Source organism: Variovorax paradoxus (assembly GCF_029919115.1).
Lineage (GTDB): Bacteria > Pseudomonadota > Gammaproteobacteria > Burkholderiales > Burkholderiaceae_C > Variovorax > Variovorax paradoxus_O.
The window spans coordinates 684,130-699,040 of the sequence record NZ_CP123990.1; the positions used below are offsets into that span (position 1 = coordinate 684,130).

At 66.7% G+C, this 14,911-nt stretch carries 14 protein-coding genes; 3 read left to right on the forward strand and 11 right to left on the reverse strand.

Features of this window, described 5'->3' with window-relative positions; translation table 11 throughout:
- Positions 1-14: 14 nt before the first annotated feature.
- From QHG62_RS03220 to QHG62_RS03230, 3 genes are all read left to right on the forward strand, one after another.
- A complete protein-coding gene (locus QHG62_RS03220; RefSeq protein ID WP_281149385.1) occupies positions 15-926 on the forward strand; it encodes a MurR/RpiR family transcriptional regulator in 912 nt (303 codons plus the stop codon).
- Positions 923-2,401 (forward strand): N-acyl-D-amino-acid deacylase family protein, encoded by a 1,479-nt coding sequence (locus QHG62_RS03225; protein ID WP_281149386.1) that lies wholly within the window; start codon positions 923-925, stop codon positions 2,399-2,401. The genes QHG62_RS03220 and QHG62_RS03225 overlap by 4 nt, the downstream gene beginning before the upstream one ends.
- A 78-nt stretch (positions 2,402-2,479) precedes the next feature.
- Positions 2,480-3,121 (forward strand): flavin reductase family protein, encoded by a 642-nt coding sequence (locus tag QHG62_RS03230; protein WP_281149387.1) that lies wholly within the window; start codon positions 2,480-2,482, stop codon positions 3,119-3,121.
- Between the two features lie 21 nt (positions 3,122-3,142).
- Here the strand turns inward: QHG62_RS03230 and QHG62_RS03235 are convergent, their stop codons facing one another.
- The 11 genes from QHG62_RS03235 to paaC all read right to left on the reverse strand — a co-directional run bounded on the left by QHG62_RS03235 (position 3,143) and on the right by paaC (position 14,904).
- Positions 3,143-3,937, reverse strand: a complete 795-nt coding sequence (locus tag QHG62_RS03235) for a CPBP family intramembrane glutamic endopeptidase (protein WP_281149392.1) — start codon at positions 3,935-3,937, stop codon at positions 3,143-3,145.
- Positions 3,934-4,494, reverse strand: a complete 561-nt coding sequence (locus QHG62_RS03240; protein ID WP_281149393.1) for a methyltransferase family protein — start codon at positions 4,492-4,494, stop codon at positions 3,934-3,936. The genes QHG62_RS03235 and QHG62_RS03240 overlap by 4 nt, the downstream gene beginning before the upstream one ends.
- Before the next feature lie 30 nt (positions 4,495-4,524).
- Positions 4,525-5,283, reverse strand: coding sequence for an SDR family NAD(P)-dependent oxidoreductase (locus QHG62_RS03245; RefSeq protein ID WP_281149395.1), 759 nt, complete (start codon positions 5,281-5,283; stop codon positions 4,525-4,527).
- Positions 5,283-7,334 carry a phenylacetic acid degradation bifunctional protein PaaZ gene (paaZ, locus tag QHG62_RS03250; protein ID WP_281149396.1) on the reverse strand — a complete coding sequence of 684 codons (2,052 nt, stop codon included), beginning with the start codon at positions 7,332-7,334 and terminating at the stop codon, positions 5,283-5,285. The genes QHG62_RS03245 and paaZ overlap by 1 nt, the downstream gene beginning before the upstream one ends.
- A gap of 150 nt (positions 7,335-7,484) precedes the next feature.
- A complete protein-coding gene (locus QHG62_RS03255; protein ID WP_281149398.1) occupies positions 7,485-8,216 on the reverse strand; it encodes an ABC transporter ATP-binding protein in 732 nt (243 codons plus the stop codon).
- Positions 8,213-10,123, reverse strand: a complete 1,911-nt coding sequence (locus tag QHG62_RS03260) for a branched-chain amino acid ABC transporter ATP-binding protein/permease (protein WP_281149399.1) — start codon at positions 10,121-10,123, stop codon at positions 8,213-8,215. Before QHG62_RS03260 ends, QHG62_RS03255 begins: the two co-directional genes overlap by 4 nt.
- Positions 10,120-11,148 carry a branched-chain amino acid ABC transporter permease gene (locus QHG62_RS03265; RefSeq protein WP_281149401.1) on the reverse strand — a complete coding sequence of 343 codons (1,029 nt, stop codon included), beginning with the start codon at positions 11,146-11,148 and terminating at the stop codon, positions 10,120-10,122. The genes QHG62_RS03260 and QHG62_RS03265 overlap by 4 nt, the downstream gene beginning before the upstream one ends.
- Positions 11,149-11,317: 169 nt before the next feature.
- Positions 11,318-12,463 carry an ABC transporter substrate-binding protein gene (locus QHG62_RS03270; protein WP_281149403.1) on the reverse strand — a complete coding sequence of 382 codons (1,146 nt, stop codon included), beginning with the start codon at positions 12,461-12,463 and terminating at the stop codon, positions 11,318-11,320.
- Positions 12,464-12,498: 35 nt separating this feature from the next.
- Entirely contained in the window at positions 12,499-13,593 is a 1,095-nt protein-coding gene (gene paaE / locus QHG62_RS03275; RefSeq protein ID WP_281149404.1) for a 1,2-phenylacetyl-CoA epoxidase subunit PaaE, read from the reverse strand.
- 7 nt (positions 13,594-13,600) lie between these two features.
- On the reverse strand, positions 13,601-14,128 hold the full coding sequence (paaD, locus tag QHG62_RS03280; RefSeq protein ID WP_432445577.1) for a 1,2-phenylacetyl-CoA epoxidase subunit PaaD: 528 nt from the start codon (positions 14,126-14,128) through the stop codon (positions 13,601-13,603).
- A complete protein-coding gene (gene paaC / locus QHG62_RS03285) occupies positions 14,125-14,904 on the reverse strand; it encodes a 1,2-phenylacetyl-CoA epoxidase subunit PaaC (protein WP_281149406.1) in 780 nt (259 codons plus the stop codon). The genes paaD and paaC overlap by 4 nt, the downstream gene beginning before the upstream one ends.
- Positions 14,905-14,911: the final 7 nt, after the last annotated feature.

Sequence of the window (14,911 nt, forward strand, 5' to 3'; positions counted from 1 at the left end):
ACAACGCGAACCCGATGACCCCCTCATTGCTTCAGAAGATCGGCGAGATCCGCAGCAGCGCACCCGCCACGCGCCGCGCAATTCTCGACCTGATCCTCGAGGACCCGGACCGCGCGCTCGAAGAGAGCTTCGAACAACTGGCCGAGCGCTCGGGCAGTTCGGTGCCCACCATCATGCGCACCTGCCGCGACCTGGGCTTTGCGGGATTGCGGGAGTTCAAGCTTGCGCTCGCGCAAGAGCTCGCGCTGGGCGGCTCCCCGCTGCACCGCCGCGTGAACATCGAGGACGCGGCGGACGAAGTGGTCAGCAAGATCGCGCGCAGCGCCGCGGCTTCGGTCTCGGGTGTGCGCGGGCAACTCGACATGCAGGTGCTCGAAGGCGCGGTGGCCGTCATTGCGGCCGCACCGCACGTCGACTTGTACGGTGCGGGCGCCACCTCGTGGTTCATGGCCAACGATCTGCAGGCGCGGCTCTTCAGGCTCGGCCTCTCGGCCAATGCCTGGGCCGACTACCACCTGCAGCAGGTGGCGGGCGCGGCGCAGCGCCCAGGCGGAGTGGTCATCGCCATCTCGCACGTGGGTGGCATGCCTTCGCTGCTCGACGCGGTGGACATCGCGCGCGGGCAGGGCGCCAAGGTGGTCGCGCTCACGCGGCCGGACACCGCGCTGGCGGCCAAGGCCGACTTCCTGCTGGGCCTTTCGGTGCCCGACGACGCGGTGATGCATGTGGGCATCGATGCCTACCTGACGCACCTCACCGCTATCGAGATTCTCACGGTGCTGGTGGCGCAGCGACGGGGCGAGCCCGCGGTGCAACGGCTGCAGCGCGCGCGCGAAGCCTTTCAGCGCCACGGCATCGACGCCGCCACGCACCCGCTGCAAAGCTGGGACGGCGGCGGCATCAACACGGGAGGCCGCGCATCGTGAGCGGAGAAGCCAAAGCCATATTGCTCGAAGCGGGCCTGGTCGTCGATGGATCGGGCGGGCCTTCGTGGACCGGTGACGTGCTGCTGCAGGGCGATCGAATCGTTGCGCTTGGCGAACGCCTGCGTGAGCGGCTGCCCGAAGGCCTGACGCTGGCCGACATCGAGATCGTCGACTGCCGCAAGAAGGTAATAGCCCCCGGCTTCATCGATGCGCACACGCACGACGACGCCATCGTGCTGCGCGACCCGCTCTGCCTGCCCAAGGTGTCGCAAGGAATCACCACCGTGGTGACCGGCAACTGCGGCATCTCGCTCGCGCCGTACCGCACGCCGCAGTCCAAGCCGCCGCTCACGCTCCTGGGCGCAGAGTCGTTCAAGCACGCCACCATGGCCGAGTACCGCGCGGCTGTCGATGCAACGCAGCCCGCGCTCAACGTTGCGGCGCTGGTGGGCCACACCACCTTGCGCTTCGCGGCCATGGAAGCGCTCGATCGGCCCGCAAGCAACGACGAACTGGCGCGCATGGCCATGCTGCTCGACAGCAGCATGGCCGAGGGTGCGCACGGCATGTCGTCGGGCCTGTTCTATGAAGAAGCGTTTGCCGCTCCCGCCGAAGAAGTGACGGCGCTCGCGCGCGTGGTGGCAAGGCATGGCGGCGTCTACGCAACGCACCTGCGCAGCGAAATGCAGCAGATCATCGAAGCGCTGCATGAAGCGGGTGACACAGCCTTCAGCGCGGGCGTGCCGCTGGTCATTTCGCACCACAAGTGCGCCGGCCCCGCCAACTGGGGCCGCACGAAGGAAACGCTGCCGCTGATCGAGGCGCTGGCCGAGCGGCAGAAAATTTCGATGGACGTGTACCCCTACGTGGCGGGCTCCACCGTGCTGCGTGAAGACCTGGTCGACGGCGTCATCGACGTGCTGCTGACCTGGTCCGACCCCTACCCGGAGATGACGGGGCGGCTCATTTCCGACATTGCACGCGAGTGGGGCACCACCGAACAGGAGGCGTGCCTGCGCCTGAAGCCCGGCGGCGCCTGCTATTTCCAGATGCAGGAAGAAGACGTGGAGCGCGTCATCGCACACCCGCTCACCATGATCGGCAGCGATGGCCTGCCGCACGACCGCCATCCGCATCCGCGGCTGTGGGGCGCATTCCCACGCGTGTTCGCACGCTACTGGCGTCAGCGCCGCCTGTTCACGCTGGAGCAGGCCGTGCACAAGATGACCGGCATGACCGCGCGCAACCTGCGCATCGCCGACCGCGGGTTGCTGCGCGTGGGCGGCATGGCCGACGTGGTGGTGTTCGACCCCGAGACCATCGCCGACACCGCCACGTACGACAAGCCGCACGGCGTGAGCTTGGGCGTCGAGCGTGTGTTCGTGAATGGCGTGCTGGCGTACCGCGGCGGTGGCGCCGAGGCGAAGGTGCTGGCTCGGGCGGGGCGGATGCTTAGTCGGGGGGGAAGGGCTTAATTGATTCAGGGCGTGTGCACTGCCGGTTACCCCTGAACAGCGCGTGCGGAGAGCCGCAAGGCGTGGCATGCTGGCCGCATGACCCGTTCCTCGTCCGCTACTCCCGACGCATCGTCGTCTTCGTACCGCTCGCCGGTTCCCCTGGCCAAGGCCTACCGCCTGATCAACCACGGTCCCACCGTTCTCGTGAGTGCCGCTCACGGCGGGCAGCGCAACATCATGGCCGCGGCCTGGGCGATGCCGCTGGACTTCGACCCGCCCAAGGTGGCCGTGGTGCTCGACAAGAGCACCTGGACCCGCACGCTGCTTGAAAGCGAGGGCACCTTTGCGCTGCAGGTGCCCTCTCGCGCGCAGCTCGATCTGACGGAAGCCTTGGGCAACAGTTCGGGGCGCGAGATCGTCGAACGCGATGGGCGCGACAAGTTTGCGGCCTACGGGCTGCAGACTTTCGCCGGCACCGCCGTTGCGGCGCCCTTGCTTGAGGGCTGCGTGGCCTGGCTCGAATGCCGGCTGTTGCCAGAGCCGCACATTCAGCAGCGCTACGACCTGTTCCTCGGCGAGGTGATTGCTGCGCAGGCCGACTCGCGCGTGTTTGCCGAGGGGCGCTGGAACTTCACGGGACACGATGAACTCCGCACGCTGCATCATGTGGCGGGCGGTCATTTCATCGTCGATGGCGACGCGGTCGATGCGCAGCCGATCCGGCCGGTGCAAACCTAGTTTTTTGATTGGCGTCCTGCGTCAGGGCGCTTGCCTGCGCGCAATGGGTGCCACCAGCATGTGCCGCAAAGCCAGCACGCCGCACACTGTTGCCACCAGGATTGCCACCAAGGCCAGCGCGGTGTCCGCGAGCGAAATGGTTTCGGGCAGGTCGCTCAAGAAAATGGTGCCGGTGTTGTAGGCCGCATGCAGCGCGATGCACGGAATGAGCGAGCGGGTGCGCTCATAGAGCCACCCCAGCACCGTGCCCAAGACCAGCCCGACGAAAAACTGGTAGATGTTCATGTGCGCCACCCCGAAGAGCAACGCCGAGCCCAGGATGGCCTGCCACCTCGAATAGCGCTGCAGGAAACCCCGCAGAACGATGCCACGGAACAGCATTTCCTCGAGCAGGGGCGCCATCACGCACACGGCAAGCGTGGCGGCAACGCTGCCGTCGGCCATGCGGCTGAACATCGATTCTTCCCAAGCGGAAAGCGGCGCGACCAGCACCAGCAGGTTCATTGCCGACACTATCACCACCATCAGTCCCGGCACCAGCAGCAGCACCGGCGGCACGATCAGCACCAGCGTGGCCCGGGCGGAGGCCGGAGACTGGTGGAACAACTCGCGATAGGTGAGCTGCTGAAAGTGCATGACCCCGGCAAAGACGCAGCCGTTGCCCAGCACGGCGGCAAGCACGCCAAGCTGCATGTCGTTCAGCCCGAGCCAACGGTTGGCGTCGCGCAGCGCAACGGCAATGACGAACTCGCACAGGAACAGCGCCAGGAACAGGAGGGCGGCCTGCGGCCCGCTGGGAAAGCCCTGGCTCTTCACAGCAGGAAAGGAATGAAGCGCCGCGTGCGGCGCATGTACTCGCGGTAGGCATCGCCAAAATGGGCAATGCATTCCTTCTCATCGCTGCGCGCCGTCAGAAACAACAGCACCGTGGCCGCCAGCACCAGCGCAAGGGTGAGCCAGGTGAACTGCTTCAGGAAGGCGCCCCAGGCCAGCAGCATCAGTGCCGTGTACATGGGGTGGCGAATGTAGCGGAAGGCACCCGTGCTGACGATGAACGATGTTTTCTCGAAACCATAGAGCGCCGGATCGTCGTTGCGCGCCTCGGTCGGCTTGCCATGGGCCTTGAGCAGCCTTACCGCATGGATCGGCAGCCAGATCGACAGCGCCAGCAGCACGCAGGAGAGCAGCTGGGTGAACGACAGCGGGTCTACATGCCAGACCGGCAGGTTCACGATGATGAGCACCAGCATGCACTCCCACGCAAAAAAGCGGTAGAAGCCGTGCGAGCCCGGCTGGCTCAGCGGGCCGCGCGACACGTACAGCAGCGCTGCCGTGCCGGCGACAAAAAGAAAAATCTGAAACCAGAGGAGCATGGCGGCCGAATTTACACGGCCCGCCCGACTTCAGCCAGAGATTGAAAATCCGCCGTCCACCGGAATCGCAGTGCCGGTCACGTAATCAGACGCCCGGCTGGCCAGAAACACGGCCGTGCCGGCAATGTCGGCGGGCTTGCCCCAGCGGCCGGCGGCCGCCCGGGCGACCACCCGGTCGTACAGGCCCGGAATCTGGCTGCGGGCGCCGTCGGTCAGCTCGGTCTCGAACCAGCCCGGGAGAATTGCGTTCACCTGGATGTTGTCGGCCGCCCAAGAGAGCGCGGTCGACTTGGTGAGCTGCACGATGCCGGCCTTGCTCGCGGCATAAGCTGGGGCGTAGGGCGCGCCGAAGATCGACATCATCGAGCCGATGTTGATGATCTTGCCGCCGCCCGCCTTCTTCAGGTGGGGATGCGCGGCCCGGCTGCACAGGAAGGCGCTGGTCAGGTTGGTGTCCATCACCTTGTGCCACTCGTCCAGCGCCAGCTGGTCCACGGGCTTGCGCACCGTGGTGCCGGCGTTGTTGATGAGGATGTCGAGCCGGCCGCAGCGCGCAGCCGCTTCGTCGAAGGCCTTCTGCACCGAGGCTTCATCGGCCACATCGATTTCGAGCGCAAAGCTGTCGCTGCCCAGCGCCTTGAGCGCTTCGACCGCGGCGGCCGACTTTTGGGCGTTGCGCGCGGCCACGATGACGCGGGCGCCGGCTTGGGCAAGGCCCTGGGCCATTCCCAAGCCGATGCCGCCATTGCCGCCGGTGACGAGTGCTGTTTTTCCTGTGAGATCGAACATCAGGTGGATTCTGGTTTCTTGGAGACGAGGGTCAGGATATCGTAGCTCGCGACCAGCTCGCCGTCCTGGTTCGTCACTTCCACATCCCAGGCCACCACGCCTTGACCCTGGCCACTCGCGTCCTTCTTGTTGCGGTCGATCTTGCGTTTGCAGGTCAGGCGCGCGCGGATGGTGTCGCCAATGCCCACGGGCTTGACGAAGCGCAGCGTGTCGAGGCCGTAGTTGGCGAGCACCGGGCCCGGCGCGGGCGACACGAAGAGGCCCGCCGCCGCGGACAGCACGAAGTAGCCATGCGCAATGCGCTTGCCGAAGGGCGACTCCTTGGCCGCCACCTCGTCGAAGTGCATGTAGAAATAGTCGCCCGAGATGCCGCCGAAGGCCACGATGTCGGCCTCGCCGACCGTGCGGCGGTGCGTGAGCAGCGAGTCGCCGATGCGCAAGTCTTCGAAATGGCGGCGGAAGGGATGCACCTCGCTTTCGCGCACCGCCGCGCCGCGCACATGCTCGCCGGTGATCGAGGCCAGCATGGTGGGCGAGCCTTGCACCGCGGCGCGCTGCAGGTAGTGTTTGACCGCGCGCAGGCCGCCGAGTTCTTCGCCGCCGCCCGCGCGGCCCGGGCCGCCGTGCTTGAGTTGCGGCAGCGGAGAGCCGTGGCCGGTCGATTCGGCGGCCGCTTCGCGGTCGAGCACCAGCAGGCGGCCGTGCCATGCGGCAGCCACCGGGATGGCCTTGGCCGCAATGGCCGGATCGCGCGTGACCAGTGTGCCCACCAGGCTGCCGCGGCCACGCGCGGCCAGCGCGAGCGCTTCGTCGAGGCCGTCATAGGGCATGAGCGTGCTGACGGGGCCGAAGGCTTCGACGTCGTGCGCGGCGTCATGTTCGAGCGGCTTGCGGCTCAACAGCAGCGTGGGCGCGAAGAAGGCGCCTTCGCTCACGCCTTCGCCCACCGGCGAGAAGCCGTCACGCTCGCCATAGACGAGCTCGGCGCCTTGCAGCAGCGTGGCCACGCGGTCGGCCACGTCGAACCTTTGCGCATGCGAGGCGAGGGCGCCCATGCGCACCTCTTCGCGAGAAGGATCGCCGATGACCGTCTTGGCCAGCCGCGCGCGCAGGCGCTCGGCCACCGCGTCGAGGTGCTGGCGCGGCACGATTGCGCGGCGGATGGCGGTGCACTTCTGGCCGGCCTTGATGGTCATTTCGCGTGCCACTTCTTTCACGAAGAGGTCGAACTCCTCGTCGTCCGGCGTCACGTCGGGCGCGAGGATTGCGCAGTTGAGTGAATCGGCCTCGGCGTTGAACGGTATCGACTGCCGTACCAGGTTCGGGTGCACGCGCAGCTTGGCGGCGGTGTCGGCAGAGCCTGTAAAGGTAACCACGTCGGCACTCCCGAGCCGGTCGAGCAGGTCGCCCGTGCCGCCGACCACGAGTTGCAGGCTGCCCTCGGGCAAGATGCCCGACTGTACGATGAGCCGCACCAGTGCCTCGGTCACGTAGCTTGTTGCGGTAGCTGGTTTGCCGATGCAGGGCATGCCTGCCAGAAAGCTGGGCGCAAATTTTTCGAGCAGGCCCCACACCGGAAAGTTGAACGCGTTGATGTGCACCGCCACGCCCCCGCGCGGCACCAGGATGTGCGTGCCGGCAAAGCCGCCCTTCTTGCCGAGTGGAAAGGCCGGGCCTTCATGCACCAGGTTGCCGGAGGGCAGCTCGTTGGTGCCGATGCCCGCATAGGCGCTGAGCGTGCCGGCGCCACCCTCGATGTCGATCCAGCTGTCGGCGCGGGTCGCGCCGGTGTGGGCGGAAATGGCGTAGAGCGTTTCCTTGTGCGTGGCCAGGTACTTGGCCAGCGCCTTCAGGCGCTCGGAGCGCTGCTGGAAATCGAGAGCCATCAGCGCGGGGAGGCCGACGTTGCGTGCGTGGTTCAACGCCTCGGCGAAGTCGATGGCCTCGGCATGCGTGCTGGCGACGGCCTGGCCGTTGATGGCGCTGCGCAGTTGTTGCGCGCTTTCCTTGCCGATCCAGCGGCCGGCGATGTAGCTTTGAAGGGTGGTCATGAGAGTGTCCTTTAGATGCATTGCTCCTTCCCCTTTCGGGGGAAGGCTGGGATGGGGGCAAGCGGCGTTGGTTCGGCGCAGTGCTTTATCAAATGCCGGCGTGCCCCCACCCCGACCCTCCCCCGGGAGGGGTGGGAGAAAAAGTCGGGGTCAGTGTTTGTTGCCGATGCCCAAATAGGTATCGATGATTCGCTGGTCGTGCAGCAGGTCGCCGGCGGCGCCTTCGAGTGCGATGGCGCCCATCTCCAGCACATAGGCCCGGTCGGCCACTTGCAGCGCAGCGCGCGCGTTCTGTTCCACCAGCAGCACCGAAACTCCGTGGCTTCGCAATTGCGACACCACGCGAAGCACTTCGCGCACCACCAGCGGAGCCAGTCCCAGCGAGGGTTCGTCGAGCATCAGCAGCCGTGGCCGCGCCATCAGCGCGCGGCCGATGGCCAGCATCTGCCGCTCGCCGCCCGAGAGCGTGGACGCCAGCTGCGGCTTGCGCTCGCGCAGGCGCGGAAAGATCTCGAACACTTCCTCCATGCGTGCGCGCTGGTCGCGCTTGCCCTTGCGCCACTGGTAGAAGCCGCCGAGCAGCAGGTTGTCTTCGACCGACATGTCGCCGAACAGTTCGCGCCGCTCGGGCACCAGCGCCACGCCGCGCGCCACCATGGTCTCGACACCGGGGCGCGCGATGCGTTCGCCATGCAGCGAGAGGCTTCCGGTGGAAGGAAGCAGCCCCATGGCCGCACACAGCAGGGTGGTCTTGCCCGCGCCGTTGGGCCCGATCACGGTGACGATCTCGCCTTCGTTCACATGCAGGCGCACGCTGTGCACCGCCTCCACGGTACGGTAGGCAACGCAGAAGCCGTCGAGTTGAAGGAGTGGATGGCTCATCGTGCGTCCTCCAGCAACTCGTCGTCGGCGCCGCCCAGGTAGGCCTCGAGCACGCGCGGATTGGCTTGCACCTCGGCCGGCGTGCCGGTAGCGATGACGGTGCCGAATTCGAGCACGGTGATGCGGTCGGCAAGATTCATCACAAATTCCATGTCGTGTTCGACCACGAGAATGCCGAGGCCTTCGGCGCGCAGCTGGCTCAGCAGCACGGAAAGCGCGCGCTTCTCCAGGTGGCGCAGGCCCGCGGCGGGCTCGTCGAGCAGCAGCACCGAGGGCTGGCCGGCCAGCGCACGCGCAATTTCGACCACGCGCTGCTGGCCGAGCGAGAGCGATGCGGCCGGCGTATCGGCATGCGCGCCAAGGCCGCAGCGCTCGATTTGCCGGCGGGCTTCAGCCATCAGCGCGGCCTCTTCCGCGCGGTCCAGCCGAAGCATGGCGGCAAGCCAGCCGCGGCGGGCACGCAGGTGCGCACCCAGTGCCACGTTCTCGACCACGCTGCGCTGCCCGAGCAGGCGCACATGCTGGAAGGTGCGCCCCAGGCCGAGCGCCGCGAACACGCGCGAAGGCCTGTCCGCCATCGGCTGGCCGGCAAGGCGCACCTCGCCGGAGCTCGGATCGTCCACGCCCGAGATCATGTTGAAGAAGGTGCTCTTGCCCGCACCGTTCGGCCCGATCAGCGCATGGATCTCACCGGCCTTCAGCGTCATCGAGATGTCGTTGTTGGCGACGAGGCCACCGAAGCGCTTGCTGACGTTGACGGCCTGCAGCATGACCTCGCCCTTGGCGGGCAGGTTGCGCTGCGCCAGTTGCATCGCGGGCTCGGAAGGCTGCGAAGCCTTGGTTTCAGCACCCGCATGCGGGCGCACCCAGCGCCTAGCAATGCGCGCCAGCGTTGGCCACAGGCCGTCCGCAAAGCGCTGCAGCACAAAGAGCATGAGCAGGCCGAAAACGATCACCTCGAAGTTGCCGCTGCTGCCGAGCAGGGAGGGCAGCACGTCCTGCAGCTTTTCCTTGAGCAGGGTGATGAGCGCGGCGCCCAGCACCGCACCCCACAGGTGCCCCGCGCCGCCGACCACCGCCATGAACAGCAGCTCGATGCCGATGTTCAGGTTGAAGGGGGTGGGGTTCACAAAGCGCTGCAGGTGCGCATAGAGCCAGCCCGATACGGCCGCCAGCAGGGCCGCAAGCACGAAGAGCTTCACGCGGTGGCGGGCGGTGTCCACACCCATGGACTCGGCCATGAGCCGCCCGCCCTTGAGCGCGCGGATGGCGCGGCCTTCGCGCGAATCGAGCAGGTTGTGCATGGCCCAGAGCGCCAGCAGCAGCACGGCCCAGATCACCACGCCAAGCGCGCGCGGCGTGGCCAGCGAGAAGCCGGCAATCACCAGCGGCGGCACGCCGGTGATGCCTGTTTGCCCGCCAAGAAAATCCATGTTGCCGAACAGGTAGTAAAGGCTCAGGCCCCAGGCAATGGTGCACAGCGGCAGGTAGTGCCCCTGCAGCTTGAGCGTGACCGCGCCGAGCGCCCATGCCAGGGCGAATGTCAGCAGCAGGCCCAGCAGCAGCCCGGCCCATGGCAGCAGGGCGGGGCCGACAATGCCGCCCATCCAGGCCGCCGCGCCAGGCGAGGTGCAGATCCACGCAGTCGCGTACGAGCCCACGCCCACGAATGCGGCCTGACCGAATGACGTCATGCCGCCCACGCCGGTCAGCATGACCAGCCCGACCGCGACCAGCGCATAGAGCCCGATGTTGCTGAGCACCGAGACCGTGAACTCCGGAAGGAAGCCCCAGGCCGCTGCAAGCAGCACGACAAGGCCGAGCGTGAGCTGCCTTGGCGTGACCAGCGCGCGGCCGGTGGATGCCGGCGCGGCGCCGGCGGTGTTGTTGGCGGAGGTGTCGTTCATTCCTCGTCCTCCACATGATGGCTGTGCAGCGACCGCCACCACAGCACCGGGATGATCAGCGTGAAGACCAGCACTTCCTTGAACGGGCTGGCCCAGAACGAAGCGAAGGCTTCGAGCTGGCCGACCAGCAGCGCGCCCGCCAGCGCCAGCGGATAGCTTGCGAGCCCACCGACGATCGCGGCGACAAAGCCCTTGAGGCCGATGAGGAAGCCGGTGTCGTAATACACCGTGGTGAGCGGCGCAATCAGCAGGCCCGAGATGGCACCGATGAGCGCCGCGAGCGCAAAGCTCAAGTCGCCCGAAAGCTCCGTCGGGATGCCCGACAGGCGAGCGCCCACACGGTTGATGGCCGTGGCGCGCAGCGCCTTGCCGATCATCGAGCGGCCGAAGAAAAGGAACATCGCAATCACCAGCAGCAGCGTGACGCCCACCACCACCAACGATTGGCCGCTTACCGGGATCCCGCCCACGTCGAAGCGCTCTTCAGAGAACGCCGCGGTGCGGTAGCCCTCTGCGCCGAAGAACAGCAGGCCCAGCCCCACCAGCACGCCGTGCAGCGCGACCGAGACGATCAGCAGCATCAGCACGCTGGCATCGGCCAAAGGCCGGTAGGCCAGGCGGTACAGCAGCGGCCCAAGCGGTGCGATCAGCACCAGTGTGGTGAGGGCTTGAGCCGCCATCGATGTGGGCTTGAGCAGCAGTACCAGCGCGGCGGCGGCCAGTGGCAGCACGACGCACCACGCAACTGCGGAGGCCCAGTCGACGACCGCGCCGCGCTTCCAGCGCCACAACTCGACCACCAGCACCATGGCCGCGAGCGCAATCAGCAGCCACAGCGTGGCCGGCACACGGCCCGTTTGCAGCATTGCCATCGAGAGCGCCCCGAAGGCGACGAACTCGCCCTGGGGAATGAAGATGACGCGCGTGACCGAGAACACCAGCACAAGAGCAAGCGCTATCAATCCGTAGACGGCACCATTCACGATGCCGTCCTGCCCCAGCAAAAGGGCGATCTGCAGATCCATAGAAAACCTTTGGGCTCAGCCCTTGTATCGAATCAGTGCCTGCATTGCTCCTTCCCCCTTTGGGGAAGGTTGGGATGGGGGCAGCCCCCGTGTTCACGGCTGCACGAACGTCGATGCCGTCGAGCCCCCACCCCAGCCCTCCCCCAGAGGGGGAGGGAGCAAGACCAGGTCAGGGCTGGTATTTCCAGGCGCCGTTTTCGATCTTGACCATGACGCGGGCACGCTGGTCCAGCCCCAGGTGGTCGTTGGCGGTCATGTTGAACACGCCGTGCGCGCCGGCCACGTCCTTTACCTGCTCGAGCGCGTCGCGCAGCGCAGCGCGGAATTCGGGCGTGCCGGGCTGCGCCTTTTTCAGGGCAACGGGAACGGCCGACGTCATCAGCAGGCCCGCGTCCCATGCGTGCGCGCCGAAGGTCGACACGGTGTTCTTGCCGTTCGCGCCTTCGTAGGCGGTCACGTAGGCCATGGCCGATTTCTTTACCGGATGGCTGGCCGGCAGCTGCTCGGCCACCAGCACGGGACCGGCGGGCAGGAAGGTGCCTTCCGCGTCCTTGCCGCCGACGCGCAGGAAGTCGGCGTTGGCCACGCCGTGGGTCTGGTACATCTTGCCGGTGTAGCCGCGCTCCTTGAGCGTTTTCTGCGGCAGCGCCGCCGGCGTGCCCGAGCCCGCCACCAGCACCGCATCGGCCTTGGCCGACATGATCTTCAAGGCCTGTCCGGTCACGGAGGTGTCGGTGCGCGCATAGCGCTCGTTGGCCACGATCTTGAGCTTCTTCAGCTCCGCCGCCTTGGCGAATTCCTGCGACCAGCCTTCGCCGTACGCGTCGGAAAAACCGATGAAGGCCACGGTCTTCACGCCGTTGGCCGCCATGTGCTCCGCAATGGCCAGCGACATCATGATGTCGTTCTGCGGCGTCTTGAAGACCCATTGCTTCTTCGCATCCATCGGCTCGACGATGCGGGCCGAGGCTGCGATGGAAATCATCGGTGTCTTGGCTTCGCTGGCCACGTCGATCATGGCAAGCGAGTTGGGCGTGGTGGTGGAGCCCAGCACGATGTCGACCTTGTTATCGGCAATGAGCTTGCGCGTATTGGCCACGGCCGCCGTAGTGTCGGATGCGTCGTCCAGCACGATGTAGTTGATCTTCTGGCCGCCGATGGTCTTGGGCATCAGCGCGATGGTGTTCTTCTCGGGAATGCCGAGCGAGGCGGCCGGGCCGGTGGCCGAAAGCGTCACGCCGACGTTCACATCGGCCCATGCCAGGGCGGCAGTGGCGCACAGCGCGGCAATCGCCAGGGGCTTGAAGAATTTCATTTTGGTTTGTCTCCGGGTTGAAAAATCGTTGTGTGTCAGCGCTCGTCGAACGACAGGGTGACGCGTTCGGTGAGGGGGTGCGCCTGGCAGGTCAGCACGAATCCTGCGGCCACTTCATTCTTGTCGAGCGCAAAGTTTCTTTCCATGCGGACTTCCCCCTCCACCAGCTTGGCACGGCATGTTCCGCACACGCCGGAGGTGCATGAGAAGGGCACTTCGAGCCCCGCCGCCGAGGCCGCATCGAGAATGCTCGGCTGGCCTTCGGTAAAGGCGATTTCGCGCTGAAGGCCGTCGCGCACGATGGTGATGCGCGCCTGCTTGGCATCGCCCGGCAAGGCCTCGTGCACCACTGCGCCCACCTGGCCCGCCGAGGTGGCGGAGGGCAGCGCAACGCCAAAGCGCTCGATGTGGATGCGCTCCTCGGGAACGCCCGCGGCAAGCAGGGCGGCCTCGGCCTCGTCGTTCATCTGGAACGGGCCGCAAACGTAGACGTGGTCGATGCTCCTGGCGGGAACCACCGTCTGAAGAAACTCACCGATCTTTTCGCGGTTCATCACGCCGTGGCCCAGCGGCGAATCGGTATGCTCGTCGGAGAACACATGCTGCAGCACCAGCCGGGTCATGTAGCGGTTCTTCAGGTCCTCGATTTCTTCCTTGAACATCGTGGATTGCAGCTGCCGGTTGCCGTAGATCAGCGTGAAGCGGCTATGGGGTTCGCGCGCCAGCACGGTCTTCATGATCGAGAGAATCGGCGTGATGCCGCTGCCGCCCGCAATGCCGACATGATGGCGGGCGGCGCCGGGTTCGATGGGTACGAAGAAGCGGCCCTGCGGCGCCATCACCTGCACGGTGTCACCGGGCTGCAGGTGCGCGTTGATCCAGTTTGAGAAAACGCCGCCGCGCACCTTGCGCACGCCGACGCGCAGCTCGCCGTCGTCGAGGCCGGCGCAGATCGAATACGAACGGCGCAGGTCCTGTCCGTCGATGTCGCGGCGCAGCGTGAGGTACTGGCCCTGGGTAAAGCCGAAGGTTTCCCGCAGATCGGCCGGTACTTCGAACGACACGATGACGGCCTCGGCCGTGTCGGGCTCGATCGCCTTCACGCGCAGCGGGTGGAAGAGGGTGCTCATCGCTTTGTCAGATCGGCTTGAAATGTTCGAAGGGCTCGCGGCAGGCCATGCAGCGGTAGAGCGCCTTGCATGCGGTGGAGCCGAAGGCGGAAAGGCGTTCGGTGCGTTCGCTCGCGCAGCGGGGGCAGGCGATGCGCTCGCCGCCGGCCATGCGGCCGAAGAGGCGGATGGGCATTGCGGTATTGGCTGCCGCCTCTGGCGTGAGATGCGCCGGCGGCGCGATGCCGTAGGCCTTGAGCTTGGCGCGGCCTTCGTCGCTGATCCAGTCGCTGCTCCAGGCGGGTGCACGGCGCAGCGTGGCGCGTGCGTGGCCGAGGCCTGCCTGCTCGATGGCGGCGAGCACGTCATGCTCGATGGCTTCGGTGGCGGGGCAGCCGGAGTAGGTGGGCGTGAGCACGATCTCCAGACCGTCGTCATGCTCGATCACCTCGCGAACGATGCCGAGGTCGCAGACGGACACGGCCGGCACCTCGGGGTCGAGCACCGTATGGAGCACGGTCCACGCCGCATCGACGCGCGATGCCACGGCGTTCACCACACGCCTCCCGGGTAGGAGCGCTGCAGGTGCTGCATCTCGGCGAGGATGTAGCCCATGTGCTCGCTGTGCTCGCCGTGCTTGCCGGTGCTGCGGAAGGCGGCTTCCTGCGGCATCGGGAGGCCGGCGGCATCGAGCACCTGCTGCACCTCGGCAAGCCATGGTTCGCGCAGCTCGCTCCACGCCGGGCCAAGTCCACTCGCGCTGGCTGCTTCATCGACCGCATCGCTTTCGAACAGTTCGGGCATGTAGAGCCAGAGCTGTTTCAAGGCTCGCTCGGTGCGGCGGCGCGATTCCTCGGTGCCGTCGCCGAGCCGGACGACCCAATCGCCCGAATGCTGCTGGTGATAGCGCGCCTCCTTCACGGCCTTGCCGGCAATGGCGGCCACCTCGGCATCGCTCGAAGCGGCAAGGCGTTGCCACAGCAGCTTGAGCAGCGTGGCGACCATGGTGTTGCGCACCACGGCAAAGGCGAAGTCTCCGCGCGGCAGCTCGACCAGGGTGAGGTTGAAGTAGTCGCGCTCGTCGCGCAGGTAGGCGAGCTGGTCTTCGTCATGCTCGCGTCCTTCGCCTTCGAGCTTGCCGGCATGGGTAAGCAGTGCGCGCGCCTGACCGACCAGGTCGAGCGCGATGTTGGCCATGGCGATGTCTTCTTCCAGCACGGGTGCATGGCCGCACCATTCGCCCAGGCGCTGCGCGAGCACCAGGCAGGTGTCGCCGATGCGCAGCAGGTATTGCACCGTGGGGGTGCGGTTCAGTTCTATGGATGCTTGCATGCCGGCC

Bases quoted from the DNA above. Each gene is read 5' to 3' on its own strand.
- QHG62_RS03220 (WP_281149385.1), top strand. From the start codon at position 15: ATGACCCCCTCATTGCTTCAGAAGATCGGCGAGATCCGCAGCAGCGCA.
- QHG62_RS03230 (WP_281149387.1), top strand. From the start codon at position 2,480: ATGACCCGTTCCTCGTCCGCTACTCCCGACGCATCGTCGTCTTCGTAC.
- QHG62_RS03240 (WP_281149393.1), bottom strand. From the start codon at position 4,494: ATGCTCCTCTGGTTTCAGATTTTTCTTTTTGTCGCCGGCACGGCAGCG.
- QHG62_RS03245 (WP_281149395.1), bottom strand. From the start codon at position 5,283: ATGTTCGATCTCACAGGAAAAACAGCACTCGTCACCGGCGGCAATGGC.
- paaZ (WP_281149396.1), bottom strand. From the start codon at position 7,334: ATGACCACCCTTCAAAGCTACATCGCCGGCCGCTGGATCGGCAAGGAA.
- QHG62_RS03255 (WP_281149398.1), bottom strand. From the start codon at position 8,216: ATGAGCCATCCACTCCTTCAACTCGACGGCTTCTGCGTTGCCTACCGT.
- QHG62_RS03260 (WP_281149399.1), bottom strand. From the start codon at position 10,123: ATGAACGACACCTCCGCCAACAACACCGCCGGCGCCGCGCCGGCATCC.
- QHG62_RS03265 (WP_281149401.1), bottom strand. From the start codon at position 11,148: ATGGATCTGCAGATCGCCCTTTTGCTGGGGCAGGACGGCATCGTGAAT.
- QHG62_RS03270 (WP_281149403.1), bottom strand. From the start codon at position 12,463: ATGAAATTCTTCAAGCCCCTGGCGATTGCCGCGCTGTGCGCCACTGCC.
- paaE (WP_281149404.1), bottom strand. From the start codon at position 13,593: ATGAGCACCCTCTTCCACCCGCTGCGCGTGAAGGCGATCGAGCCCGAC.
- paaC (WP_281149406.1), bottom strand. From the start codon at position 14,904: ATGCAAGCATCCATAGAACTGAACCGCACCCCCACGGTGCAATACCTG.